Annotated in this window: 24 protein-coding genes; 19 read left to right on the top strand and 5 right to left on the bottom strand. The window is 53.9% G+C overall.

Annotated features, from left to right (window positions below; translation table 11 throughout):
- The 16 genes from tla1 (at window position 1) to AC6I8K_RS22305 (ending at window position 18,287) form a co-directional block, all read left to right on the top strand.
- Window positions 1-807, top strand: a complete 807-nt coding sequence (tla1, locus tag AC6I8K_RS22380; protein WP_497827640.1) for a toxin Tle1 chaperone Tla1 — start codon at window positions 1-3, stop codon at window positions 805-807.
- Window positions 804-1,325 (top strand): Tli1a family immunity protein, encoded by a 522-nt coding sequence (gene tli1a / locus AC6I8K_RS22375; protein WP_497827639.1) that lies wholly within the window; start codon window positions 804-806, stop codon window positions 1,323-1,325. The genes tla1 and tli1a (AC6I8K_RS22375) overlap by 4 nt, the downstream gene beginning before the upstream one ends.
- Window positions 1,322-1,855: a Tli1a family immunity protein gene (tli1a, locus tag AC6I8K_RS22370; protein ID WP_497827676.1), complete on the top strand. Its 534-nt coding sequence runs from the start codon at window positions 1,322-1,324 to the stop codon at window positions 1,853-1,855. The genes tli1a (AC6I8K_RS22375) and tli1a (AC6I8K_RS22370) overlap by 4 nt, the downstream gene beginning before the upstream one ends.
- A complete protein-coding gene (locus AC6I8K_RS22365; RefSeq protein WP_497827638.1) occupies window positions 1,843-4,248 on the top strand; it encodes a T6SS phospholipase effector Tle1-like catalytic domain-containing protein in 2,406 nt (801 codons plus the stop codon). The genes tli1a (AC6I8K_RS22370) and AC6I8K_RS22365 overlap by 13 nt, the downstream gene beginning before the upstream one ends.
- 68 nt (window positions 4,249-4,316) lie before the next feature.
- Window positions 4,317-4,574: a PAAR domain-containing protein gene (locus AC6I8K_RS22360; protein WP_497827637.1), complete on the top strand. Its 258-nt coding sequence runs from the start codon at window positions 4,317-4,319 to the stop codon at window positions 4,572-4,574.
- On the top strand, window positions 4,517-5,701 hold the full coding sequence (locus AC6I8K_RS22355; RefSeq protein ID WP_497827636.1) for a KPHS_23130 family T6SS system protein: 1,185 nt from the start codon (window positions 4,517-4,519) through the stop codon (window positions 5,699-5,701). The genes AC6I8K_RS22360 and AC6I8K_RS22355 overlap by 58 nt, the downstream gene beginning before the upstream one ends.
- Window positions 5,694-9,101 (top strand): ImcF-related family protein, encoded by a 3,408-nt coding sequence (locus AC6I8K_RS22350; RefSeq protein ID WP_497827635.1) that lies wholly within the window; start codon window positions 5,694-5,696, stop codon window positions 9,099-9,101. Before AC6I8K_RS22355 ends, AC6I8K_RS22350 begins: the two co-directional genes overlap by 8 nt.
- Window positions 9,101-10,672 (top strand): type VI secretion system protein TssA, encoded by a 1,572-nt coding sequence (tssA, locus tag AC6I8K_RS22345; RefSeq protein ID WP_497827634.1) that lies wholly within the window; start codon window positions 9,101-9,103, stop codon window positions 10,670-10,672. Before AC6I8K_RS22350 ends, tssA begins: the two co-directional genes overlap by 1 nt.
- A gap of 62 nt (window positions 10,673-10,734) precedes the next feature.
- The gene (gene tssF, locus AC6I8K_RS22340; protein WP_497827633.1) at window positions 10,735-12,489 is read left to right on the top strand and encodes a type VI secretion system baseplate subunit TssF; all 1,755 of its coding nucleotides are present in this window, start codon (window positions 10,735-10,737) and stop codon (window positions 12,487-12,489) included.
- Window positions 12,453-13,520 carry a type VI secretion system baseplate subunit TssG gene (gene tssG, locus AC6I8K_RS22335; protein ID WP_483818181.1) on the top strand — a complete coding sequence of 356 codons (1,068 nt, stop codon included), beginning with the start codon at window positions 12,453-12,455 and terminating at the stop codon, window positions 13,518-13,520. The genes tssF and tssG overlap by 37 nt, the downstream gene beginning before the upstream one ends.
- Window positions 13,498-14,034 (top strand): type VI secretion system lipoprotein TssJ, encoded by a 537-nt coding sequence (gene tssJ, locus AC6I8K_RS22330; protein WP_497827632.1) that lies wholly within the window; start codon window positions 13,498-13,500, stop codon window positions 14,032-14,034. The genes tssG and tssJ overlap by 23 nt, the downstream gene beginning before the upstream one ends.
- On the top strand, window positions 14,031-14,486 hold the full coding sequence (gene tssE, locus AC6I8K_RS22325; RefSeq protein WP_497827631.1) for a type VI secretion system baseplate subunit TssE: 456 nt from the start codon (window positions 14,031-14,033) through the stop codon (window positions 14,484-14,486). Before tssJ ends, tssE begins: the two co-directional genes overlap by 4 nt.
- A 19-nt stretch (window positions 14,487-14,505) precedes the next feature.
- The gene (locus AC6I8K_RS22320; RefSeq protein WP_497827630.1) at window positions 14,506-15,657 is read left to right on the top strand and encodes a VasL domain-containing protein; all 1,152 of its coding nucleotides are present in this window, start codon (window positions 14,506-14,508) and stop codon (window positions 15,655-15,657) included.
- 146 nt (window positions 15,658-15,803) lie between these two features.
- Window positions 15,804-17,111: a sensor histidine kinase gene (locus tag AC6I8K_RS22315; RefSeq protein WP_497827629.1), complete on the top strand. Its 1,308-nt coding sequence runs from the start codon at window positions 15,804-15,806 to the stop codon at window positions 17,109-17,111.
- Between the two features lie 4 nt (window positions 17,112-17,115).
- Window positions 17,116-17,727 carry a response regulator transcription factor gene (locus AC6I8K_RS22310; RefSeq protein WP_483818185.1) on the top strand — a complete coding sequence of 204 codons (612 nt, stop codon included), beginning with the start codon at window positions 17,116-17,118 and terminating at the stop codon, window positions 17,725-17,727.
- Between the two features lie 86 nt (window positions 17,728-17,813).
- Window positions 17,814-18,287 carry a GlcG/HbpS family heme-binding protein gene (locus AC6I8K_RS22305; RefSeq protein ID WP_483818186.1) on the top strand — a complete coding sequence of 158 codons (474 nt, stop codon included), beginning with the start codon at window positions 17,814-17,816 and terminating at the stop codon, window positions 18,285-18,287.
- A gap of 73 nt (window positions 18,288-18,360) precedes the next feature.
- On the opposite strand, the gene AC6I8K_RS22300 is transcribed toward AC6I8K_RS22305, so the two are convergent.
- The 3 genes from AC6I8K_RS22300 to AC6I8K_RS22290 form a co-directional block, all read right to left on the bottom strand.
- On the bottom strand, window positions 18,361-19,122 hold the full coding sequence (locus AC6I8K_RS22300; RefSeq protein WP_497827628.1) for a molybdate ABC transporter permease subunit: 762 nt from the start codon (window positions 19,120-19,122) through the stop codon (window positions 18,361-18,363).
- On the bottom strand, window positions 19,122-20,045 hold the full coding sequence (locus AC6I8K_RS22295; RefSeq protein WP_497827627.1) for an extracellular solute-binding protein: 924 nt from the start codon (window positions 20,043-20,045) through the stop codon (window positions 19,122-19,124). Before AC6I8K_RS22295 ends, AC6I8K_RS22300 begins: the two co-directional genes overlap by 1 nt.
- Window positions 20,046-20,156: 111 nt before the next feature.
- A complete protein-coding gene (locus AC6I8K_RS22290; RefSeq protein ID WP_497827626.1) occupies window positions 20,157-20,717 on the bottom strand; it encodes a thioredoxin in 561 nt (186 codons plus the stop codon).
- Window positions 20,718-20,996: 279 nt separating this feature from the next.
- Between AC6I8K_RS22290 and AC6I8K_RS22285 the strand changes: the two genes are divergently transcribed.
- From AC6I8K_RS22285 to ahr (AC6I8K_RS22275), 3 genes are all read left to right on the top strand, one after another.
- Window positions 20,997-21,266, top strand: a complete 270-nt coding sequence (locus AC6I8K_RS22285) for a hypothetical protein (protein WP_064739769.1) — start codon at window positions 20,997-20,999, stop codon at window positions 21,264-21,266.
- A gap of 122 nt (window positions 21,267-21,388) precedes the next feature.
- The gene (ahr, locus tag AC6I8K_RS22280) at window positions 21,389-22,405 is read left to right on the top strand and encodes an NADPH-dependent aldehyde reductase Ahr (protein WP_483818190.1); all 1,017 of its coding nucleotides are present in this window, start codon (window positions 21,389-21,391) and stop codon (window positions 22,403-22,405) included.
- Window positions 22,406-22,581: 176 nt separating this feature from the next.
- The gene (ahr, locus tag AC6I8K_RS22275) at window positions 22,582-23,598 is read left to right on the top strand and encodes an NADPH-dependent aldehyde reductase Ahr (RefSeq protein ID WP_497827625.1); all 1,017 of its coding nucleotides are present in this window, start codon (window positions 22,582-22,584) and stop codon (window positions 23,596-23,598) included.
- An 80-nt stretch (window positions 23,599-23,678) separates the two neighbouring features.
- Here ahr (AC6I8K_RS22275) and AC6I8K_RS22270 read toward each other — a convergent pair whose 3' ends face one another.
- Both AC6I8K_RS22270 and AC6I8K_RS22265 read right to left on the bottom strand, forming a co-directional pair.
- Complete coding sequence (locus AC6I8K_RS22270; protein WP_497827624.1) at window positions 23,679-25,412, bottom strand: DUF2534 family protein; 1,734 nt, start codon at window positions 25,410-25,412, stop codon at window positions 23,679-23,681.
- Between the two features lie 72 nt (window positions 25,413-25,484).
- On the bottom strand, window positions 25,485-25,901 hold the full coding sequence (locus tag AC6I8K_RS22265) for a DUF2946 domain-containing protein (protein ID WP_064739773.1): 417 nt from the start codon (window positions 25,899-25,901) through the stop codon (window positions 25,485-25,487).
- Window positions 25,902-26,080: the final 179 nt, after the last annotated feature.

Genomic DNA, 26,080 nt, shown 5'->3' with positions numbered 1-26,080 from the left:
ATGGATAACATTAGTCACTGGTTGAATAAAGTCGAGCTAACTTGCCTAAAAATAGAACATGAGCACATTGATATTATTATTGATCAATGTGGTGCTGGGTTTTCCGTTATTCCGGCGTTTAAAGCTTTTGGTTCCGAGATTAGATGGTATTCGCTTTATGAAGGATTGCCTGAGAACATTTATTTAGAAGATGCTCCACTATTAGTACGTATTAATCTGAAAAAAGAGCAGCAAATTATCTGGATGTATGAGCTTGCTCGTGAAGTCGCAAGCCATGCGCCTTTAATGGTAATAGGCTCCTCCTGGTCATTTGAAGACTTATCTGAATGGCTTGGGCAGTGTACAGATGCTAATCACGAGGAAAGACCAGGGATTTTTCGGTTTTGGGATTGTCGGTTATTTCCTTTTTTATTTAGTCATATACTTAATGACGATCAGCAACAGGCTCTTAACAATCCTGCACTGTTCTGGAGTTGGTTAGATAGAGATGGAAAACCTGTTTTAAAACAGGGGAACGGTTCTATTCGAGAGAATAGTGTACCTTGCCAGCCTTTCACCTTAACCGACCATCAATTTGAAAGCCTGATGTGTTTATCAGATGCGAAACAATATCTCCGATATCAACCGTTTCCTGAACATTACTTCAATTCAAAAGAAGCTGAGTTTTTTTATTGTTTTAATGGCATGTTAGATGCAACCAAAAATCATGTTCTCTTTGAAGAAGAAAGGTATGAATGGATTATAAAAGGTATTGCTAATGGTTTATTTATAAATGATTCTCCGCCAAGTATTATAAATCCATTATGAAAGCCTACTTATTAATTCTTGCTGGTGCTTTATTGTTACTTAAAGGATGCGATGATACTGACAGTTCTCGTGGTGGAGGAGGTTCGATTAAAGGCATCAATCACACTCACTGGGGAATCAATCATTTCAGTGTAAATAATCAATTTGTTATCGATATTATTGGTCCCTGGCAAGGCGGAGGTGGCGGTTGCTGTTTTGGTGTTTCAGAAAAATGGAAGCCAGGAATGACAGTGAAAGTCGATTGGCAAACAGGTGAGGCTTCCACTAAAGATTTTCCTGGCTTTGAAAATACTGAAAAATACCGTGCATGGGAAAAGATGATAATAAATAGTCATAGAAACATCACGAAAACTATACCTATCCCAGATTACAATGGAGAAAAAACATGTGGCATTACTGTCCATTTTTTTCCTTGCGATCAGATAAAAGTGACAACAAGTTGTGATGGTTATGGAAGCCCAAGCTATCCAATTAAAGAACCTATTGAAATGAAGGAACCTACTGAGTGCAAATCATGAATAATTTAAAGGTTGTTAAATTATTTTTTATTTTTCTAGCGTTTTTTTTCATCACGGGGTGTGATCGTGGTGATGATGCTCGTGGCGGAGGCGGTACAATCAAAGGAGTAAATCATACACATTGGGCAATCAATCATTTTAGTGTAAATAATCAATCAGCAATTGATATCATTGGTCCCTGGCAGGGTGGAGGTGGTGGCTGCTGTTTTGGAGTTATAGGAAAATGGAAGCCAGGAATGACTGTTAAGGTTGACTGGCAAACAGGCGAATCATCAACGGATGATTTTCCCGGTTATCAAAACTGGGACGAGTATTTAATATGGGAGAAAAAAATAAAAGCTAGTCACAGGATTCTTAGTAAGACTGTCCCGCTCCCAGATTATAATGGAGAAGATACTTGTGGTATTACTGTCCATTTTTTACCTTGCGATAATATAAAAGTGACAACCAGTTGTATTGGTTATGGAAATCCTAAATATCCAATTAAAGAGTCTATTAAAATGGAAGAGCCTAAATCATGTCAAAAATAAACCCTGATTTAGTCTGGTATCCTCCTATATTTCCAAGAGATGGAAGATTGCCGGATAGGCCTTCACTGGTTGGTGATAATTGCAAGCTACAAGATAGTTTTGAGCTCGCATATCGAAATGAGCTTTGCGAAGCAGCTGATCGTAGGGTTGAACCTCCTTGCTGTAAAACATTACATATTAGTATTTTTTTCGATGGTACGGGAAATAATATCAATAATGATGTTTTTTTATCTAAAATAAAACATCCAACCAATATAGCTCGATTATTTCGTGCCACTATTGGTCAAGGATACGCAGGTGGGGTTCCAGGTAATGGTGAGACACTGGTTGATCCTAAGGATACATCTGGGAATAAATACTATAAATATTATATTCCTGGTGTCGGAACTCCGTTTCCTGAAGTGATGGACCTTGATTACAGTACACCAGGACTTGCAGCGGCAACTTATGGTGAAGAAAGAATTAACTGGGCATTGATTCGAATTATCGATGCACTACGACGCACGCTGGGATTGCCTGAACTGTCCGATGCTGAGAGTTGGAAATCTGTAAAAGCGATGACGAACAAAATCGTATCCAGTTCGGTGCCCGGGTATCTCTCAAGATTGAGAGAGTTCAGAAAATTATTAAAAGATATCGAACCCAGTCTCAAGCTGGCACTGAAACAACCTGAACCTGGAAAACCTAAGCTGTTAGGCATTAAGCTTTATGTCTATGGTTTTTCTCGTGGTGCTGCATCCGCCAGAGCTTTTATTAATTGGTTAGTCCGGCTATTGCCGGGAGGATTGAACCAAAATGCAAAGCCGAAACCTTGTCTAGCACTTGAGGAAGCTGATTGGAAACTCCCTCTGAGCGTAGAATTTTTGGGATTATTTGATACAGTAGCCTCTGTTGGTGTGGCTCACATTGCCCCATTTGCAGAAGGACATATGGGATGGGCTGATGATGCAATGGAATTGCCTGATAATGAGCTTATCAAAAACTGTGTGCATTTTGTTTCATCACACGAACAGCGTTTATGTTTCCCTGTTGATTCTATTTGCCGTCATGATGGTACCTATCCTTCTTATGCCAAAGAGGTCATCTATCCCGGAATGCACTCTGATATTGGCGGCGGCTATCCCCCTGGTGATCAGGGTAAAGCAACTGCGATGAACGATGGTAGTTTATTATCTCAGATTACATTGCATGAAATGTATGCATCATCCTTTAATGCAGGAGCACCTTTAAAAGTTAGAAAATCTTCGCTACCAGACGATATGCAGAGTGACGAGTGGCGAGTTATCGAAGCTGATCAATTACTTGAATTTGTAATATCGCCAGACCTAATCAGCCGATTTAACTCTTGGCGAGAATTCACTCTCAATTCTAATTCTTCTGAGGATGCTCTTGGTACAGAGGGGGCGAGCAAATATAATCCATGCCGAGCTCCTGTTAATATTATAAAAGCTTTTGATGAACAATTATCATGGATTACAGCCTGGCGTATCGGCCGCTATGCAAATGGAAGTTATAAAACAATACGCTTTTACATCGATTCCGCCGCAGATGGAATGGACAAAGATAGCGCCCCCGATGTTAGGGAGGAATCTGAATCAGAACGCGATAAAGCTCAAGCTAAAACTGAAGGTGAAAGAACAAAGCTAAGAATGTCACACTGGGACAGTGAATATATTCCACTACCCCCAGGAATAAAGGATTTTGATCCTGCATTGGGTCAAACACAATTACGCGAAGCCGCGGAAGAGTTCCGTGCCGATTATCAAAAAAAACCTCGACCACGCACTGGTAATTATATTTTTCGTCTTGCCGATAGCCTAAGTAGCTTTGTTTACATATTCAGTGATGATGATAAATCTGCTGAATATGAACGCATAAAAAAATCGGCTACCGATAAAGTTAAGATATTATTCTCATCACAAAACGATGACTCTGCTGCTAAAAACTTGGTTGTTGCATTGTTCGATGATCAGATACACGACTCCAGAGCCTGGTTTCTGCATGGAACCTTTGGTGACAGAGAACCTTGGGGAAGTTATTTCCTTTACCGCATGATCTACTTTGGTGAGGTGATGAGTAAGACCGTCACACCGATAATTAAATATGGTCGTTTCCTTGAGTGGCGAATGAAAAAAGCCGTTCTAGGGCTTGGCGTAGTGGTTGAACGTTATGAGAAAATGCCAACAGCTTCAGCCGAAGCTTCTGGTACATGCATCAACCAGAAAATTTCCCTGATAAATTCGTCGGAAAATCTTCAAGTAGAAAATACATCCAAATTACCCGTTCAGTTAGCGTTGACAAATACAGTTAAAGGAAGTGATGTCATCCAGCATTCTATTAACGAGGAACAGCTTGTCAGCACCAAATCGGCGATAACAGAGTTGTGGTCATAGCAGGCTTTAAACAGATAAGTAGTTAATAATCCCTATCGAGATATCTGGTGTTAAGAAAAGGAATTCCAATGAAACAAGTCATTCGAGAAGGCGATGCCTTACGGGAATTCGGCGGTAAAGTTCTGGCAGGACATTATCTCTGTTTTGGTAAAGGTATCGCCGTTGTCGGCGATCCGGTTCAGTGCAATTTTCACGGAATGAATTCGATTGCTGAAGGTAGCTCGTTGGCAAAAATTGATGGTCAGCCCATCGCACTTCACGGCCATAAATGCGCATGTGGCTGCACGCTGGTCAGTTCGTTCCCGGATTGCGGTATCGCATCGTGAGGCCGCCACCTTCTTTTCCGCCGCGCCCTGAATCTGCCTCACCTAATAATAAGCGCTGGCTGCTTATCAGTGCCGCATTATTGTCCTTCAGCTCTGCGGTAATCGCTTTACTCACGCCAGAGGAACAGCGTGGACTGAACACCATAGCTGTGGCGGCTGTAATTATGATGCTGCTGTTGATAGCCTGGCTCACGCGCATATTGTGGTATCGCTGCGCCCGGCATAACAACAGCTTTCATCAGCAACTCGTGGAGTACGAGCAGCAGCAGTGGTGGAGCCAGCATAGGCAGGCAATTGGTCTTCAGCACATCGTATTGCTTGGCCCCGCTGGAACGGAGCTACAACACTGGTATAGGCTGCTGCTACGAGACCATCGAGTGCCGCAACCTGTATTGGAATCCAACGGTCAGGCACTGCGGTTACCGCAGATCTTCAGTAAAAGTCAAGCCACGCGCGAAGCGCAACTGGCACGTTTACTGGTGATGAAGTGGCGGGAAAAGCGACCGGATACGCTGTTGACAACCCCCAATATTTGTTTCTGGCAGGGCACGCAGGAGGCCTGGCAGGCTTTCATTCAACAGGCATCAGCGACTCTTCCTGAACTTTCATTGCCGGAATATCCCGAGTGCTGGCTGGGAGAGGCTTCATTGTCGGCAATCGCAGAGAAGATGCCACATCTTACAGCAGAACAAACTATTCTCGTCGCTGGTTGCGAATCGTATCTCGCCACGGCAGGTGCCGCTCTGCCTGCTGGCGAAGCGGCGGTACTCTGGTTGGCAGGCCGTGAAGGCGAGGTGCAGTTAACCCGTGGTGAAATCAGCGATGCGGGTGATGCTGATGCACTTGCCGCTGCCTGTTTACGCGCCATGGTACAGGGCGAAATAAGCGAGCCGCCAGATGCCTGTTTGCTTTTCTCTCTGCCTGAAAATGATATGCCCGCTGCCAGCGGCTGGAATCTGACGCACCATATTCAGGACGGTAACTGGGGAAACACAGGACGTTTGGAAGCGCTGGTTGTCATGTCACTCGCCGCACTTCATACGCAACAGCAAGGAAAACCCAACGGCTGGATTGCACGCGATCCGCTTGCGGGTTACACCACGGGAATAGTCAAAACCTATGGATAAGGTTCAAAAGCCCGCCGCAATCTCACCGGTGGCCACCGCAGCACTCTTCTTTATCTTCATCACGTTTGCAGATCTCTTCGGCAGCGCACTCTGGTGGTGGCTTTCTTTACAGCTAACCACTGAGTGGGAACAGCTTCGCCCACTACTGTTGGTCAGCTTTTTGGTCTGGATCATGGCGGGCAGCCTGACTGTAATTGCAGTAATGGTCTGGCGTTTGTGGATCAAACGAACCGTCACTTCAGAACCTGCAGCATCTAAAAAAGCGATTACGGAAAACAGTTCGCATGAGACGCTGCTGGCATTACGTCAGCATCTCAGTGCGCGCTATGGCTGGTTGTGGCGCAAAAAAATGCGCCTGATACTGGTTACTGGCGAAACTGCCGCTGTTGAATTACTGATTCCCGGCCTGGTTAAACAGCAGTGGCTGGAAGGTGATGGGGCCGTACTGATTCATTGTGCGAATCTGGAGGTTGAGCAGAATGTAACGACGGTTCAATTCCTGCGAAAACTACGCCGCAGTCGCCCATTGGACGGCATTGTTCTGGTGCACGGTTCCGATACCGCTCTCACACCACAAAAAAGCGATGCAGCGATGCGCTCGCTGGAGAAAATTGCCATCGCGCTGCGCTGGCGTGCGCCGGTGTGGATCTGGCAGCTCGGTCACAGTGACTGGCCGCAGCCAGAGCGTGAAAACAACGCGGTAGGCGCAGTGTTTCCGGCGAAAGTGCTGCCGGAAGATATAGCTCAACAGCTCGAAAGCCTGGTCGCTCCGTTACGTGAACGCGGTCTGGCGCAGATCGATCACAACATCAGCCACGACTGGCTGCTGCGTCTGTCGCAGCAGCTTGCCAGCGGTGAAAGCCAGGCTTGGCAGCAGCGCTTAGCGCCGTGGCTGGACCCGGCCCGTCGCAGTTTATTGCGTGGCCTGATGTTCAGCCTGCCGGAAGCAAAGCCTGCGCCGGACAGCGTGCATCCTCATGCATTATCCGACAGCGCGCTCTGGCAGAGTATCGCGTCAGACCGCGCCAGAGGTCGTCGCACCGGGCTGCCGTGGGAACAGACGCTGGCCTGGTCGCTGCTGAGCCTGATGCTGCTTGCTGGCGCGGGCATGCTGGCGTCTGCGCTGTTCAACCGCCATCAGATTGTCAGCGCGGTGGATAAAGCTGAGGTGCTGGTGAATTCAGCGAAGGCTGATGATGCGCAGCTGATTGCGCTGCACGGCCTGCGTAACGACCTCGGGCAGCAGCAACACTGGCTGGAGCACGGCGCGCCCTGGTATCAGCGCTTCGGCATTAATCATACGCAGCAGCTGCATAATGCGCTGCTGCCGTGGTACGGCGTTTTAGCACATAAGCTGATCCACGAACCCGCCCGCATCGCGCTGGAGGAGAAATTAACCTATCTGGCAGGTTTGCCTGCCGCCAGCCCGCTACGCGCCACGCTGGCACAGACGGGATATCAGCAGTTAAAGGCCTGGCTGATGATGTCGCGCCCGGAGCGCGCTGAACCGGCATTTTATGCGCAGACCATGGCGACCGTTCAGCCGGAATATCCTGGCATTTCAACGTCGTTTTGGCAGACGCTGGCACCGGATTTATGGGCATTCTATGCCGCGTCGTTGCCGTCGCAGCCGGGCTGGCGCATCAAGCCCGATGCGTCGCTGCTGAGTCAGGTGCGTCAGGTGCTGCTGCTGCAGACCGGGCAGCGCAACGCCGAGATGACGTTGTATCAAAACATCCTTCGCGACGTACGCCGCAACTACACCGATCTGACGCTGGAAGATATGACGCCGGGCACCGATATGCGCCGGCTGTTCAGCAGCGATGACAACGTTCCCGGCGTGTATACGCGCCAGGCGTGGGAAGGCGGCGTGCGCCAGGAGATTGAGAAAGCGGCCAACACCCGGCGCGATGAAATCGACTGGGTGCTCAGCGATACCCGCAGCGCCGTGCCGCAGGAGATTTCCCCGGAAGCACTGCAGGCCCGGTTAACCCAGCGCTATTTCAGTGACTTTGCCGCCAGCTGGCTCAACTTCCTCAACGGCATCCGGCTCAACCCGGCGCAGAACATTGCCGACGTCACGGACCAGCTGACGCTGATGAGCGACGTGCGCCAGTCGCCGCTGATTGCGCTGATGAACACGCTGGCATGGCAGGGGCAGACCGGGCAGCAGCGCGAGGCGCTGTCCGACACGCTGATCAATTCAGCCAAAGACCTGATCCGCCAGAAAGACAAGCCGGTTATCAGCCAGAAAGCCACCGGCCCCGAAGGTCCTCTGGATGTGACCTTCGGCCCGCTACTGGCGCTGACCGGCAAAAACAGCGGATCGCAGCTGATGGCCGCCGACAGCAGCCTGACGCTGCAAACCTTTTTAACCCGCATCACCCGCGTACGCCTGCGTCTGCAGCAGGTCGCGGCCGCACCGGATCCGCAGGAGATGCTGCAAACGCTGGCGCAGACGGTTTTCCAGGGCAAAAGCGTCGATCTCACCGACACCCAGCAATATGGCAGCCTGATGGCGGCGAGCCTCGGCGAAGAGTGGAGCGGATTCGGGCAGACGATGTTCGTGCAGCCCCTGACGCAGGCGTGGGAAACCATCCTGCAGCCGTCGGCGGTGAGCCTGAACGCGCAGTGGCAGCGCGCCATCGTGGAAAACTGGCGCAGCGCGTTTGACGGGCGCTATCCGTTTGCCGCCGGGCAAAGCGACGCGTCACTGCCGATGCTGGCGGAGTTTATCCGCCGCGACGCCGGACGCATCGATAGCTTCCTCAGCAGCCGTCTCGGTGGCGTGTTGCAAAAAGAGGGCAGCAGCTGGGTGCCGGATGCGGCGCACAGCCAGGGATTGACCTTCAATCCTGCCTTCCTCAGGGCGGTTAACCAGTTGCGCGAGCTCTCCGATATTCTGTTTACCGACGGCACGCAGGGCATCAGCTTTGAATTGCAGGGCCGCGCCGCGCCAGACGTGGTGGAAACTCAGCTGATGCTGGATGGTCAGCCGCTACGCTATTTCAACCAGATGGCGACGTGGCAGGCGATGCGCTGGCCGGGCGACAGCCTGAAGCCGGGCACGCTGCTGACCTGGACCGGCGTGAAAAGCAGCGCGCAGATTTACGGCGATTATCCCGGCACCTGGGGCTTTATCCGCTGGCTGGAGCAGGGTAAACGTGAGCGCCTCGATCGCAGCCGCTGGCTGCTGAGCTTCACCACGCCGGATAAACGCACCCTGACGTGGGTGCTGCGCACGCAGATGCGCGACGGTCCACTGGCGCTGCTGCGCCTGCGCGGCTTTACGTTGCCGACGGAAATATTCAGCGTGGATGCGGCGAGTGCCTCCCAGGCGATGGCCCCGCGCGAAACCTTTACGGATGACATCACTACCGACATGGAGGGAGCAGAATAATGACCGCGATGACAGAACTTGTTCGCGCCTGCGGCGTGGATGAGTCCACACTCAGAAGCGAAGCTAAAAAACGCTGCAGCGACTGGGCGCGCTGGTTGGAACCGGTCAGTCAAGTGTTGCCCGCCGGAGACGATCCGGCTTACGACGATCAGTTTATGCAGATCCGTGAAGAGGTGAACAAGCTTTCCGGGTTTGATACCGACGCGATCGCTCGTCTGTCTGAATCACTGCTGACAGCCGTGAGCAAGGACATCCGGGTCATCAGCTTTTACGCCTGGGCGCGCCTGCATCAGCATGGTGAGGAGGGGCTGGCTGAAGGACTTGAACTGCTGGCAGCTGCGCTGCATCAGTTTGGTGGAAAGCTTCATCCGCAGCGCAGCCGCAGTCGCCAGGGCGCGCTGGCCTGGCTCGGCAGCGCCAGAATGCTCGACAGCCTGACACTGTGGCCGGAAGCCGATATCGCGCGGGTTTGCCGCATCAGCGGTGCATTGCTGCTGATTGAAGATGCGCTTAATGAAGACGAGCGCAGCGGGCTTCAACCGCTGTTGCGCGCGCTGGAACTGCGGCTGGCGCAGAACGGCGGAGCCAGCGCGATGGTGCCGCTTAACAGCCCGGCGCATGCGGACGTGGATGATTTAGCTCTTGCCGTACTTGCGCCGGTCAACTCCGGCGAAACGCTCAAGGCGCAGGCAAAAGTGCTGGCAAACTACCTGCGCGAGCAGCCCGGCGGCTGGCTTTCAGCGCACCATCTGATGAAAAGCGTGCGCTGGGATACTATCCTCAATCTTCCTGCGCTGGGGCCCGGCGGCAATACCCGCTTGCTGCCGCCAAAACCCGATCACCGCGCACACCTTAAGCGCCTGTATGTGCAGCAAAGCTGGATGGAACTGCTGGAACTGACTGATTCGCTGTTTGGTCAGACGATCAATCACGTGTGGTTCGATCTGCAGTGGTACGCCTGCGAAGCGTTGAATCGACAAGATAAGGGCGCGACGCTGGCGAATATCGTGCAGCAGGATTTAAACGGATTGCTGTCGCGATTGCCGGGGCTTGAAATGCTCTCGTATTCAGACGGCACGCCGTTTGCTGATGAGGTGACGCGCAGCTGGATCGCGCAGAAAGTGATGGGCGATGTGCGCTTAACAGAAAGCGACACGCCGGTTTCCCGCCCGGATAACGACATTTTGTCGCTGGAAAACGAAGCAGTGGAAAAAGCGGAAGCGGAAAACGTCGAAGCCGCGCTTGCCTGGTTGCAAATGCGTCCGGGCATCAGCAATACGAAAGATCAGTGGCTGCTGCGCCTGCTGATGGCGCGGATCTGCGAGCAGTTCGGCAAAAGTGAAATGGCACTGCATCTGCTGGATGAACTTAACCAGCAGGCAGGTGCACTGACGCTTGCGCAGTGGGAACCAACCTTATTATTCGAAGTGCGAGCCCGACGACTGAAGTTGCTGCGTGCCAGAGCAGCGCGTAGCGAAAGTGAACGCATGCGCATTCAACCGGAAATGGACGCGCTGTTGTCCGGCCTTATCACCCTTGACCCGGTCAGGGCCGCCATCCTCTGCAGCTGACATCCGCCTTTCAACTTTCTGCCGCCTGATTCGTTCCGGCGGCACATCACTTAGTGAATACCATGGACGACTTAACCCTGCGTTATTACGACGCCGAAATGCGCTACCTGCAAGAAGCGGGCGAAGAGTTCGCTCGCGCCCATCCTGAACAGGCAGCGATGCTCAATCTCGACAAAGCCGGCGCGCGCGATCCCTATGTTGAACGACTGTTCGAAGGCTTCGCCTTTATGGTCGGTCGGCTGCGGGAAAAGCTCGACGATGACCTGCCGGAACTGACCGAAGGGCTGGTGAGCCTGTTGTGGCCACACTACTTGCGTACCATCCCGTCGATGTCGGTGGTGGAGTTCACGCCCGACTGGCGTGAAATGAAGGAGCCGATGCGGCTGGCACGCGGCTTTGAAGTGATTTCGCGTCCGGTGGGTGAAAAAGGTACGCGCTGCCGTTACACCACCACGCGTGACGTGCAGGTGCTGCCGCTGGCGCTGGAGTCGGCAAAGCTGTCGACCGATGCCGCCGGGCGCTCGGTCATTCGCCTGCGCTTTAACGGCAGCGCGCTGGCCGACTGGAGCCGCATTGACGTCAGCCACATTCCACTCTATCTCAATGCTGATGCGCCGCTGGCCTGCGCGTTGCACGAAGCTCTCACGCTCAACGTTGCCAGCATCGCGCTACGTCTGCCAGGTGAAATCGACAGTCGCCGCTTTGACGGCCATTTCAGCGCGCAGGGGTTCAGCGATCAAGATCGGCTGTGGCCGGGCGATGAGGGCAGCTTTAGCGGCTATCAACTGCTGCTGGAATACTTCACCTTCCGCGAAAAATTCATGGCGGTAAATCTGCGCGGGCTGGAGCAGGTTGCGCTGCCCGCCTCGCTGCCGTGGTTTGAACTTGACGTGGTGCTGGCCCAGCGCTGGGAGCATGATTTCCAGTTCAGCGAGAAACATCTGCACCTGAATGCCGTGCCGGTCATCAACCTGTTCGCGATGGAATCTGACCCATTAATGATTAACGGCCTGCAGACCGAATATATGCTGCGACCAATGCGCGTGCAGGATGGTCACACCGAAATTTACTCAGTGGATTCGGTGATCTCTTCGAAAAATCAGCCTTACGTACCCTTCAGCAGCTTCCGCCATAAAGGCGGCATGATGCGTCACGAAGCGCCGGAACATTACTTCCATACGCGCGTGCGACGTGGGCCGTCCGGGCTGCACGAGACCTGGATGATCCTCGGCGGCGAAGCGTTTGATAATCACAGCCTGCCAGAGAATGAAAGTCTGTCGGTGAGCGTCACCGGCACCAACGGTCAGCTGCCGCGCCGTGCGTTGCAAAGCACGCTGCTGGATACCGCCGTGAGCAGCACCGACGTGGCGATGCAGGTGCGCAACCTGTGTGCGCCAACGCTGCCATGTTATCCGCCAAACCGCGACCGCTTTCACTGGCGCGTGCTGAGCCACCTCGGCTCAAGCTTTCTGTGGATGATGGATAACGCCGAAGTACTGCGCGGCACGCTGGCGCTGTACGACTGGACGAACAGCGAAATGAATCGCCGTCGGCTGGAAGCGATTCTGCACGTTTGCCATAAAGAGACCGAACGCTTTGAGCAGGGCTATTTGCTGCGCGGCGTGCAGATTGAAATCACCCTCGACAGCAGCGGCTTTGCCGGCAGCGGTGATATCTGCTTGTTTGGCGAAATGCTCAGTCGTTTCTTTGCCCTCTACACCGACATCCATTTGTTTAACCGTCTGATTTTAATCCTGCAGCCAACCGGAGAGCGCCTCGTATGGGAAGAGAAGCACAATCGCCACATCTCCGGCTGACGCCACGGCTGGAGCAGGAGCTGACGCGGCTAAACTTTTACCGCTTTTGTCAGCTGATTGAACATCAGCATAAGGACAAGCCGCCGCTAGGCAGCACCAGCAAGCCGGGAAATGATGCGGTGCGTTTGCTGCCGCATCCCGGCATGGGTTTTCCAGCGGGCGAGCTGAAAGCGGTTGAGTACCCTGAAACCGATGCCGCTGCGCCGCCAGTGGTGCGCACCACTTTTCTCGGATTGTACGGTGTCGATTCACCGCTGCCGGGCAACTATATCGATGACATCACCCAGCGCGATGAAGGGCATGAAGCGCTGCAGGGTTTTCTCGATATGTTTAACCACCGCATCCTGACGCAGTTTTATCGCATCTGGCGCAAATACTCGTATCCGGCGACCTTCGAAGCGGGCGGCAGCGACAAAATCTCCCAGTCACTGCTCGGGCTGGTGGGATTGGGCATTCCGGGCACCGGCAGGCATATCGCCACGCCGGTTTCACGCTTTCTGGCGTTACTCGGCGTTATGCGCCAGCCGGGCAGAACGGAAGAGGGCATTCGCGCGTTGGTGCGTTTGCTGGCGCCCGGCACCTCAGTTTGCGTGCAGCCACATTGCCTGCGTCCGGTGCGAGTCAGCCATCCGCTGGAATGCGAGTTCGTACTGGATGGCAATGCGCCACTCGGCGATGAAGCGATGGATGCCAACAGCCAGCTGCTGATTGAACTGCAAACCGCCTGCCCGGATGAGGCCACGCGCTGGCTGCCGGACGGCCAGCTGTATCAGGATTTTCTGGTGATGCTGCGCGTCTATCTCGGCTGGCGCTATCGCGCGCGCATCCGTCTGTGTCTGGAGACGCAACTGCTGGCCCCGCCGGAACTGGGCGATGCGCCGTTCTGGCTTGGTATGACCGGCGTACTGGGCGCGGACGAAGAGTGCAGCGACATCCCTCAAACCTTTACCACCGAACTGGGCTGCTATGCAGGCATGCGCCCGGTCAAACCCTGCGAGGAGCAGCGACGTGTCAGTTACCACTTTGATTAACATTATGATGTGCAGCGCACTGTTGCTGCTTGGCGGCTGCGGTTTGCAGCAGAAAGTCACTGAGGGATCCGTCGCGGCGTTTGACGCGATTTTCTATAAGCAGATTAAAACGCTGCATCTTGATTTCAGCGCGCGTGAAAGCCTCAACAGCGACAGCCGCGAGCACAATCCGCTGTCGCAGCCGGTGATGGTGCGCGTGTTCCAGCTCAGCGAGCGCAAAGCGTTTGACGGCGCGGTGTATCAGCAACTGACTGGCGACGCGGCAGACGTGCTCAAGTCAGAACTTCTCGCCGATCGTGACGTGGTGCTGACGCCGGGCGGTGACGTGTCGCTGAATATGCCGATGGAAAAAGAGGCAAAATTTGTCGCGGTAGTAGCGCTGTTCCAGCAGCCGGACATGACCCATAACAGCTGGCGGCGGGTGTTGGAGCGCAACGATTTGGATGCGGATAAAGCGCGCGCGATTGAGTTAAGCAGCAACAGTCTGCGCCTGATTAGCGAGGTAAAACCATGAGTGGCGGCAATCATCAACCTTCGCTGTATGAGCTGCTGAAAGGCAGCTTCGCGGGTGGTCTTGAGCTGGATCGCGTGAAGGAGCAGGATCAGGTGATCCTCTCCGTGCTCGATAACATGCAGCGCATCCTCAATACCCGCGCCGGATCGCTGTCGCATATCCCCGATTACGGACTGCCCGATATGACGCGCATCCTGCAGGGCATGCCCGGCACCGCGCATCAACTGCTCTGCACGCTCTCTGCCGTGCTGCTGAAATACGAGCCGCGCCTGAAGCGCATTGATGTGGTGTTACTGGAACAAAATCTGCCCGGCGAGCTGCGCTATGCCATTGATGCCGAGCTCAAACAGATTGGGCTGGTGCGTTTCGGCACCGAATTTATGCCGGAAGGGCGCGTGATGATCCGCCATATGAAACAGCAGCAGTATGTGGATGCCCGCGCATCTCTTTGATTACCTATGGAACTAAGCAATGACGTTATCTCAGCCACGCTCTCTCAAAACGGGCGGCGATCCCCGAGCGTTCACAGAATACGCCGCGCTGCGTCAGGAAATGCAGAAGCTATCGCATCCGGCACGTCCGGATGTCGATTGGCAGCAGGTTTGCACGCTCTGCCTGACCCTGTTTGAAAAGAACGGTGTCGAGTTGCAAAGCGCGGTTTGGTATGCGCTGGCACGCACGCAGATTGCGGGTGCGGCTGGCATGGCGGAAGGATTGAATACGCTGGTAGCACTCATCACGCGTGAGTGGACGATGTTTTGGCCGCAGTCGGAAAAGGCGCGCACTGAACTGCTGGCAAGTTTGAGTCGGAGGCTGCAGCAATTTTTGCGCAGCCAAACGCTTACGCTCGCTGATCATGCGCCCCTCATTCAGGCAGCAAACTTCCTCAGTGAAGCGGGCGATCATCTGCAGCGGTTTGAGCTGCGTCAGCAAAGCCAGCTGGATTCGCTGCGGGATCGGATCAGTAGCACGCTGTCGATGCTGCAGCGAAGTGATACGCCTCAACCCGCTGCGTCGGTTGAAGAAGCGGCGGACGCACCTACTCTCTCTCCTCCCGATACGCTTTCCGGCGGCGGGATGTACGCTCCCACCGCAACACCAGATATACCTAAACCCCAGCGCCCGCGCTGGCCAATGTTTATGGCGGGCGCAACAAGTTCACTGCTGCTCTGCGCCCTGATCGCTGCTGGTGGCTATTTCACGCAGCAGCAGGCCAATCCATTACTGCCGTACGCCACGGCCGTGGCTGCGATCTCTGCGCACTGGAGTAAACCGTTGCACGCCGACCCAATGCCTGCTGAGAAAATGGCAGGTTGGCAGCAGGGCATGGAACAACTGCAACGTCTTTCACAGCGTCTGGATGAACTGGATGAAAAACGCGGCAAATATCTGACGGTGAGTGAGCTAAAAACTGCGGTTTATGGCATGCAAAAAGCCTTTAATAAAACGATTCCTCTGGAGGAACAACTGCGTCAGCTACAAGCACAACGCGCCGCTGGCAAGGAGATTACTCAGGCACAGATTATGCAAACGCAAATGCATCTTCAGCAGCTTGCCGGGCAATATCTGTTGTCGACGTCCTCCCTTCCCAAATCATCGCTTAGCGAGCCGCATGCCAGGTAGACTTCTGAAAACGCTGACGGACAAGGAAAAGTCGTTGAATCCCTCTACGGCGCGGGTTACAACGTTTGACTTTAGTCAGGCCTGCTTCATGGCGGATTTTTACTGCATAACCACGGAAACCTATGCCTCACACTTACCGACCATGGATGAAAAGGTATTGGCTGGTCTGGCTACTGTTAACGCTGCTCAGTGTGATCGCGTTATTTGCCGATCAAATTTTGCAGCAGCGGCGTGTGGGTGAAGCACATTTTAATCAGCAGTTTAACCGCCTTGCCGCCTATCAGACGCAGAATGAAACGCTGTTGCCGCTGCTCAATGGCGATGAGGATCTCGCTGCTTTGCAGACGAAGTTTCCACAGCTCGTTTTGCTGGAACGCACCGTTAATCGCCCATTGACTGCGCCGCGTATCGAAGAAGCCAGCGGTGGGCGTTATTGGCTCTACAATCCCTATCGCCAGATTCGCATGCTGATCGATTTGCATTTTGCCCTGCAAACGTCGGATGTGGCGCTGGCCTTGGCTTTTCATCTTCAGGCGCCGCCTGCAATTAAAACTGAGAACTATTCGGATACGGCGCGCTGGCAATGGCAGCGGCCATTCATCAATCATTACCAGCCGTTTTTACTCAAAGGCAGCGCCAATCCTGACTGGCGTTCACTGCATGCACTGCCGTTTGTGCTGACGCTGCTGCTGTGGCTGGTGATGGGCGGACTCGGCTGGTGGCTGCTGCGTCACTGGCGTCACCATGTAGAGATGCGGCTGCGTGCGGACTATTTTCAGCGTACGCGACGTGAAGCGCTGGGCGAGTTCACCGCCGGCATCATTCATGAAATCAATCAACCGCTGACGGCCATCAATACTTGGCTGCACAGTAGTCAGCTGCTGCTGAAACAGGGAAAGTACGAGAATTTGCCGCAGGCGCTCAACGCCATGAACTTGCAAACTGAACGTCTGGCGGCGTTGCTACAACGCTTTCGCGACATTGTTAGCGAACGTCCGGTAGCGATGACCGCCATCAGCCCGGAAGTCGTGTGGCGGCGCGTGACGGTGCTGCTGCAGCAAGAGCTGGATGACGGTGACGTCAGGCTGCGTCAACAGTTTCATCACGGTCAGGCAAAGGTGTGTAGCGATCCGCAGTGGCTGGAGCAGGTGTTCCATAACCTGCTGCAAAACGCCATTCACATGCAGCAAGGGCGGCCCGATGCATGGGTAAAAATTGCTTCTGAGCTCGCTCCACAGGGCATCAACATCATCATCAGCGATAACGGCCCCGGCTTCTCTGCGGAAGGATTAGCGCAGGCTTGCATGCCGTTTTACAGCTCGCGCGCCAACAGCATGGGATTAGGTATGACGCTGGTTGAGAGCTTGATGTTACGTATGAACGGCCAGCTGCGGCTGGCAAATCGCGCTGAAGGCGGCGCGGAGATTACCTTAATGTTCCAACTGGCGGAGTAACGGAATGGTCGCAAAGGTTTGGTTAGTGGATGATGATTTATCCGTGCGTGAATCGCTCGGTTTTCTGCTTAAGACGCTGGATTATGACGTGGCCGATTTTGCCGATTTGGCTGCATTTGAAGCGGCCACGCATGCGCAGGAACCGCTGCGCGGCTGCTTGCTTTTAGATGTGCGCATGCCGGGCATCAGCGGCTTGAGCTGGCTGGCGGAGCAGGGCGATCGCCATCCGCTGCTGCCAGTCATTATCATGACCGGCCACGGCACTATTGACGCCTGCCGCCGCGCGTTTCGGCAGGGCGCGTTTGAGTTCTATACCAAGCCGCTGGAAATTGAACCGCTGTTGGAAACCCTGCATCTGGCATTCAACGAAAGTGAGCAGCGTGCCGAGCGCTGGCAGTCGCGGCAGGGTTTGCAGGCGCGTTTCGCGCTGCTGTCGGTGCGCGAAAGTGAAGTGATGCAGTTGATGATTGCCGGACAAACCAGCAAAGCGATCGCGCGTGATTTATCGTTATCGCCGCGCACCGTGGAAGCGCATCGCGCGGCGGTGTTTGCCAAGCTTGAACTCAATAATCTCGCGCAGTTGATTCACGCCTGGCAGCAGTTAAACCAGGTATAACTACCAGGCCGAACCCGTAATCGCCCGAATATTTCTTTTTCCAGCCACGCTTTAAAGTGTCACTCACGATTAAACAGGAGTGACACATGAACATCCGCCTTTTTCTGATGGCCGCTGCGGCGGCCTTCGTTTCCTTCGGCAGCCAGGCTGCATTAACCGAATCCAACCTGTCTCTGGCTGACGCACAGAAGCTGGCAAATGCCGCGATTCAGTCGTGCGCGGCGAAAAACTATAACGTCACGGTGACGGTGGTCGATCGTGCTGGCCTGGTGAAAGCGGTGCAGCGCATGGATAACGCCGGTCCGCACACCGTTGAAGCCAGCCAGATGAAAGCTTACACCGCGTTGAGCACTAAAAACCCAAGCGGCAACGTGATGGAAGCTGCACAGAAAAATACCGGTGCGCAGAATATGCGTGATATTCCAGGCTTCCTGCTGCTGGCGGGCGGTGTGCCGGTGAAAAGTGGCGATCAGGTGATGGGTGCCATCGGCATCGGCGGCGCACCGGGCGGCAATCTGGATGAAGCCTGCGCGATGGATGCGTTGAAAGCCATTCAGTAAGTGTTTATTTTGTCGGGTGCGCATTGATGCGCACCTGGTCGTCATGAATGGCAACCCTACAACAAGAGCACCTTTAGCCTTTTACTCTGCGCGACAGCGCAAAACAGATCAGCGGCATCGGTAAGGTGAACAGCAGCAGCAACCACAGCAGCACGTACACCGCATCGATGCCACTGTTTTGCAAATTGTTATACAGCTGAACCGGCATGCCCTGGGGAAAATAGGCAAAAATCATCACGATGCCAAACTCGCCCATGGCACGCCCCCATGCCAGTGCGCTGGCTGTTGCCAGGCCCGGCGCGGCAAGCGGTATCGACAAACGCCAAAATCGCTGCCACGGCGACGCACCCAGTGTGCGGCCTGCTTCCAGAATATCCTTTGGTACACCGGCAAACGCTGAGCGCGCGGTGGTGATGAAGTAGGGCAATGCGCCATACCATTGCGCCAGAATAAACGCGGCCGGATTATTGACTAGCGTCCAGCCAAATTTCCCCAGCAGTTCACCCGGCAAGCTATACGGACCGTAAGCGCTCACCAACAAAATTCCCATCGCCAGCGGTGGCGTCAACAACGGAATCATCACCAGTATTTCGGCAATCAACCGCGCGCGACCGCGTGCCTGTGACAGCCACCACGCCAGCGGCAATCCACTGATAAAAATCAGCAACAGCGCGATCCCACCCAAACCAAGCGACGTAGCGATAGCATTGCCATCGCCCCACGCCAGTTGCAGATGCTGCCAGTTTGTGACGCCAATCAGCGTGAGAAAAGGCACCGCCAGCAACAGCAATGTCGGCAGTGAAAGCCATAGCGCGGTGGCATGACGTGTTTTCATTACGGGTAGATCGCACTGCCTTTCGGCGCGGCATAGCCGTTCTGTTTAAACAGCGCCTGTCCTGGCTGACTCAGCATAAAATCGACAAACGATTTGCCTGCTGCGGCGCCATGCGGTGCATTTTTCAGCACGGCAGCGTAATAAACCAGTGGCTGTGTGTGCAGCACTTTGTCTTTGCCTGCGCTGTCTTTCACGCTGAAACTCACCGTGTCGTACCACTGTTTCGCCATCGCCGGATTGCTGAGATTTATCTCGTCGGGTAGCGCCACATACGGCAGATGCGCGGAGATCACTTCGCTTTCATAACCGGCAGCCGCATCAACCTGGCCGCTTTCGAGACGCGTCAATAGTCCGCCTTCCAAATGGGTTTGCGCCGGGTTTTGATAGCCGCCCATAATTTTATCGGCGATGCCCGGCTGCTGATAATACTTCTCGGCCAGCAGCAGGGTGAAGATGATGTTCTGACCTTTAGGATCGTTGATCGGATCGGTGCGACCAAACTTGATGCCCGGCGTGGCCAGCACCTGCAGCCAGCTGGCATTGCTGCTTTTGGCCTGAGCAAACTGCTGCGCGTATTTGCCTTTCGGGCTGTACGCCACCACCATGCTGGTGCTCGCCACTGGAACCGCTTCATCAATCAATCCGGCATCTTTCAGGATCTGCATCGGTCCCGGCGTGATTGAAACAAACACATCAGCAGTGATTTTCTTGCTTGCCAGCAAACGCGCCATGCCATAAGCGCCCTGTCCTTGGCCTTCATAAGTACCGTTATTTTGTTTGGCAAACGCTGGACCTAAAGATTGATCCATCACTTTGCCCATAGAACCGGCATAAGTGACGCGGATATCGGTATTGGCTTGTGCATGCAGACTAAAGCCCGCGCCGGCGGTAAGCAGCAGCACGGGGAGGTGTGTGAATCGCATTCCCTTTCTCGCTATATAATAAGGTAGATAGCGATTATCGGAATTGAAACAGTCAGCGCAAGCAAAAATCTATTGCGAAATCATACCAAACGCCACACCGCGCTGAAGGGGCTAAGCAAGGATGCGTGTGGCCCAGGATTCAATGTCGTCGCCGCTGCCGATATCCAGCTGCACCAAACCGTTGGTGATGAAGGTCGGTGAAACGTGAATGCCATTTTGACGTGAGTATTTGCTGTGCCATTTGATCTCATTTTGCAGTTCGGCACGCAGAAAGGGGACGCGCGCGTTGACGCCGCTATACCGCTCCAGACGATCGAGAATTTGGTTTGGCGTGGCGTCCATATTCGGGCCGTGGCTATGATCGGTAAACTCGAACTCCTCACGATGATCGGCCACCGCCTGTAACACCTTTTTGGCAGCCGTTTTTCCTTCCGGCAAGGTAGAGGCCGCAAGGATGTAGCGCACAATCACACCGGAATACATGTGCCACGGTTGCGATTGCAAACGGATTTTCAACGTCATCTTCTCTTCGCCGACCAGCTTTAGCAGCGCATCCAATTTGTTGAATGCGCGCACGGAAAACGGGCAGGTAGGTTCCAGAAACACTTCGAATACTTTCGGGCCGTGGCCCCAAATCAGCGGATCGGCGTGTAATGCGGTGGATTGGCTCATGGTAATTCCCTGTAGCATCAATAAAAGTAGCCTTACTTTGGCAAAGCGCTGCGCGTACAGCCAGCGCGGGCTTGTGCTTTTTTGTTACAAGGCCATTCATCGGAGGCAAATGGGGTGAAAGAAAAATCGTTTTATAGATCCGCGAGCTACAAGAAACTCGGGCTGTAGCGACATTGCACAGAAAATAAGCGGCTATAGTTAAATTTGTTTCAATTTTGTTATTTGCAGCATTTTTGATTCATTTGCCTGGAGCCAAAACGTTAAGTATCGAGGTTCACTGTGTTTGCAAATCTCTCCTGGAAGATTATTCATCAGGTTCTCAATGAAACCATTGCTGAATTAATGGATGAGCAACAAACGCTGGACGTGCCCACGCTGCGTGAGCGGTTGGTGGAGATGGCTGAAAGCGAATCCGATGAGTTAATGGTGCTCTGTTACTGGCAGGCGAGCAGAATATTATTGCGCTTACCGCCCACAGTAACCGCCAGCCAACTGATTGAAGAAGCGCGCGTGGCATATCGCACGCCGCTAAACCACGACCCGCTTTAACCCTTGATGCTTTTCCTCCCCTTATCCGCCGTAAAGTAACTAAGTGGCGGATTTATCGTCAGGAGTGATTAATCTGCTCTGCTAGACTTGCCCTGTTTAAAACGTAGAGACAGAGGACAGTAATGAAAATCAAAAGTTATGCCGCTTTGAATGCGGGTGAAGCGCTGGTGCCTTATGAGTATGAGGCCGGTCCACTGGCAGCTGAAGAGGTGCAGGTTGAGGTCGATTACTGTGGAGTTTGCCACTCAGATCTATCAATGATTGATAACGAGTGGGGCGTTTCTTCGTATCCCGTTATTGCTGGACATGAAGTCATTGGTCGCATTAGCGCATTAGGCGATGCGGCGCAAAATAAAGGCTTAAAAGTGGGCCAGCGTGTGGGCATTGGCTGGACGGCGAAGAGCTGCCAGCACTGTAATGCCTGTATCAACGGTGAACACGTTAACTGTGAAAACGGTTCTGTGCCAACCATCATGAACAAAGGCGGTTTCGCCAGCCATCTGCGTGCGGATTGGCAATGGGTGATCCCGCTACCAGAAGCGCTGGATTACACCTCTGCGGGCCCACTGTTGTGCGGCGGCATCACCGTGTTCAAGCCGTTGTTGATGCATCATGTCACCGCGACGAGCCGCGTTGGCGTGATTGGTATCGGCGGTTTGGGCCACATGGCAATTAAATTGCTGCGTGCGATGGGGGCAGAAATTACAGCCTTCAGCTCCAACGCCAGCAAAACCGAATCGATTAAAGCGATGGGCGCCGATCGCGTGGTCAACAGCCGCGACCCGCAGGCGCTGAATGCGCTGGCTGGCCAATTTGATTTGATTATCAGCACGGTGGCGGTGGACCTCGATTGGCAGCCGTACTTCAAGGCATTGGCCCCGCACGGGAAATTCCATACCGTCGGCGCGGTGATGAAACCGTTCGAAGTACCTGCGTTTACCCTGATCACTGGCGATCGTGCCGTGACCGGTTCATCCACGGGTTCGCCAGGCCAGTTGCGTTCGCTGATGAAACTGGCATCGCGTGCGGATATCGCTCCGCAGGTCGAAGAGTTCCCGATGTCTAAAATCAATGAAGCACTGGATCACGTGCGTGCTGGTAAAGCCAATTACCGCGTCGTGTTGAAAGCTGATTTTTGAATGAGGTCGCCATGAATGGCGATACCAGATGACAAGGTGCGCATTTTGCGCACCGTTTTACCGCTCGCCCCTCCCTTCAAAACAGCACCCATCATCTTAATCACCTGATTATTCGGCATAATGTTACGCAGTGCTTTGATAAACTGCTGTCAGCCAATCTAACCTCGAGGACAGCAATGAAAATTTTCAGCTATGCCGCTCTGCAAGCGGGTCAGGCGCTGGTGCCTTACGAATACGATGCCGGTCCACTGGCCGCCGAAGATGTGCAGGTTGCAGTGGATTATTGCGGCGTTTGCCATTCTGATTTGTCGATGATCGATAACGAATGGGGCGGTTCGCGCTATCCGCTGATTGCAGGTCACGAAGTGATTGGCCGCGTGGTGGCGTTGGGTGATGCGGCGCAAAATAAAGGGTTGCAGATAGGCCAGCGCGTGGGCATTGGCTGGACGGCGAAAAGCTGCCAGCACTGCGATGCCTGCATTGAAGGCGATCAGGTAAATTGCGAAAACGGTAAAACATCCACCATCAATAATCACGGCGGTTTTGCCAGCCACTTGCGCGCTAATTGGCAATGGGTGATTCCGCTGCCCGATTCTCTGGATATCGCCACCGCTGGCCCGTTGTTGTGCGGCGGCATTACCGTGTTCAAACCCTTGCTCATGCACAATATTTCCGCCACCAGCTGCGTCGGTGTGATTGGTATTGGTGGTTTGGGGCATATGGCGATCAAGCTGCTGCGGGCGATGGGCGCGCATGTCACCGCATTCAGTTCTTCCGCGGCTAAAACCGATTCGATTAAAGCGATGGGGGCGGATCGCGTGGTGAACAGCCGCGATCCGCAAGCGCTAAGTGGGATGGCAGGGCAATTTGATCTGATCATCAGTACCGTGGCGGTGGATTTAGATTGGAAGCCCTATTATCAGGCGCTGGCACGCAAAGGTGCGTTCCACACCGTCGGCGCGGTGATGAAGCCGTTTGAAGTACCGGCATTTAGTTTGATTGTCGGCGACCGCGCATTAACGGGTTCATCGACCGGATCGCCGGGCCAACTGCGTGCGCTGCTGAAATTAGCTGCGCGTACTGATATTGCGCCGCAGGTTGAAGAATTCCCCATGTCGCAGATAAATGACGCGCTGGAACATCTGCGCGCCGGTAAGGCGAATTATCGCGTGGTGTTGAAGGCGGATTTTTAATCGCATATCTGCACGTACTGTAGCGGCGCGATTTATCGCGCAATAAATTACGCCGCTACAACACAGAGCACCGTTTTACATTATCCCCGATCATCCTTTTCGCCGAGGAAGAAATACCACAGCGGAATTGAGGTGAGCGCGGTAAATACCGTGGTATACAACGCAATCATGAAGCCTTGCGTGATATACATGGTCAGCGACCAATGGCTGAACGGAATGCCATATTGATCGATGACGCCGCCGATAATCGCATTGCTCATCACGGTGCTGACAATCAGCGCCAGGATGAACAAACCGCGCAGGAAGTAGCGCATCTCTTTCCGTTTCACGGCAAATCGCGCGCGAATAATGCCAAGCGGTGACTGTTGTGATGCCAGCAGCGCGGCTTCATCAAGCGGCGCGCGTTGCTGTTTACGCCAGCGCAAGATGTCCAGCAGCAGGAACACCAGCAAACTCGCACCCATTACCGGCAGCGCATAACCCAGTACCAGCGCGACCATCAGCCAGGCACCTTTGGCGTAATGCGGCAACGCCATCCAGGTTTCGGTCAGGGTTTGTGCCGGATTCGCTTCCACATCTTTAGGCCGACGAATCCACCACATGCGATAACCGAACACAATCATGCTGCATAAGCCGAGGCCAAAGAACGCCAGCAGCAACTGATTAGGCAAACCAAACAGCACGCCCATATGCGCATCCACGCCCCAGCGCGTCAGCTTCGCCACCAGCGGGAATTGGGCAAAGTAGACGTGATCCACCACGCTAAAATCCTGCGGATTCACCGATACCGCATCCACTTTCGTTGGCCAGCTACGATCGATTTCCGTCACTGCCCACGCGTTATCCACGTTTCTCGGTTGACGTATTTCGAGCTTCGCCGCGCTCAGTCCATCCTGACGCGCGACATTCAGCACGCGATCCCAGTCGGCATCGGCGGCATTATTGCGCACCGGTTTGGCTGCTGCTGCCGGTTTGGTCATGGACGACATCGGCATGCTCATGCCCGACATATCCATATCCGACATGTGATCGGCATGCGGATCGGCCGGCGCAGCAGGCGCATCGCTGTTCAGCGCGGTGTTCACCTGTGGCGTCAGCCAGTTCAGTTCGCTACGCATGCGATCAATATTGCCGCCTGCCCACTGCGACCAGGTCAATCCTGTCATCGAGAAGAACACTAAACCGATTACCAGCGTCAGACCGAGCGTAATGTGCCAGTGGCGGCTGAAAGTGAAGCCGCTACGCGGCTGCTTCAGCTTACGTTTCGGACGTGTTCCCAGCCAAAGCACCACGCCGCCAAGAGCGGCCACCCACAGCCAGGACGCCGCCAATTCGCTGTAATTGCGACCAAAATCGCCAAGCAGCAGGCTGCTGTGCAGCAAGTCGAGGGTAGTGCGCAGCGGCAACACGCCGCTGGTACCGTACACCGGCATATCGCCCTTAACTTTCAGACTGTAGGGATCGATAAACACCGCGCGCGACAGCGAGGCACCGAGCGTGGCGTCGCTAAATTGCACCCGCGTGGTGTCTGTTGCGCCCGGCGCAGGACGCACCGCATAAATATGTTTTTTTTCGCCCACATAGGCGCGAGCGGCGCTGATTTGTGCGGATAGCGGCTGTGCATCGCCGTGCGGTTCGGCGGTTAGCGCATCGGCATAAATCTGGTTTTCCAGTTGGGGCGTTAACACATAAAGCGTGCCGCTGAGTGCCGCAACGAAGATGAACGGGGCGACAAACAGGCCGATGTAAAAATGTAAGCGACGTAGCAAATTAAGCACCGCGCCGCGCGGTGCTGCAGAGTGAGCAGCAGACAAAGCCGTCTTCCTTCCTAAAAGAAATTGTCTTAGCGCATCGCTCAAGCGGAGCGAACGCTGCAATAAATGTGGTCAGTAGGGAAACGGTGCAGGCGGGGCGCGCGGTCGATGAATGCAACTGAAGCGACGCACAATCGGCGCAACCACATGTGGCAGCGGCGGCGCGCGCGAGATCACCATCATCAGCCAGATGAACGGAATAAACACCCACATCAGCAGTGGGACATGCACCAGCAGATCGCAGTAGCCGCAGGCAAACTCGCCGTCGTCCATCATGTGATGGCTCATGCCGGGCATTGGCATATCCGCCATCACCCTTTCATGATGGTGCATTGAGCTATCCATCATGCTGTGCTGCGGCATCGCCAGCATCTGGCTTTGACGCTCCATTAAAGTTTTCGACACAATCGGCGCGACGAACAGCAGCAGCACCGCCACAATGGCGACGCAGGCAGTTAAACGCTGGCGAAAGTGATGTGTAAACGTCATGGTTGCTAGTGGATGATTCGGTAAATGAGGCGGAAGTGTAACGCGATTGACGTTGATGGGTTAAAAAAATAGAGGCTATTTAAGAAAAAATTCGCACCTTTTGAAAATAGTCACTTAAAGCGGTGCGCTTGTTAACCTTAATGCAACCTTATAAAAACAGTAAAGAAACACCATCACCC

The sequence above is a fragment of the Pantoea sp. X-Soil-ISGK-421 genome (genome assembly GCF_059730785.1).
This window is presented reverse-complemented; position numbering and strand designations above follow the sequence as displayed.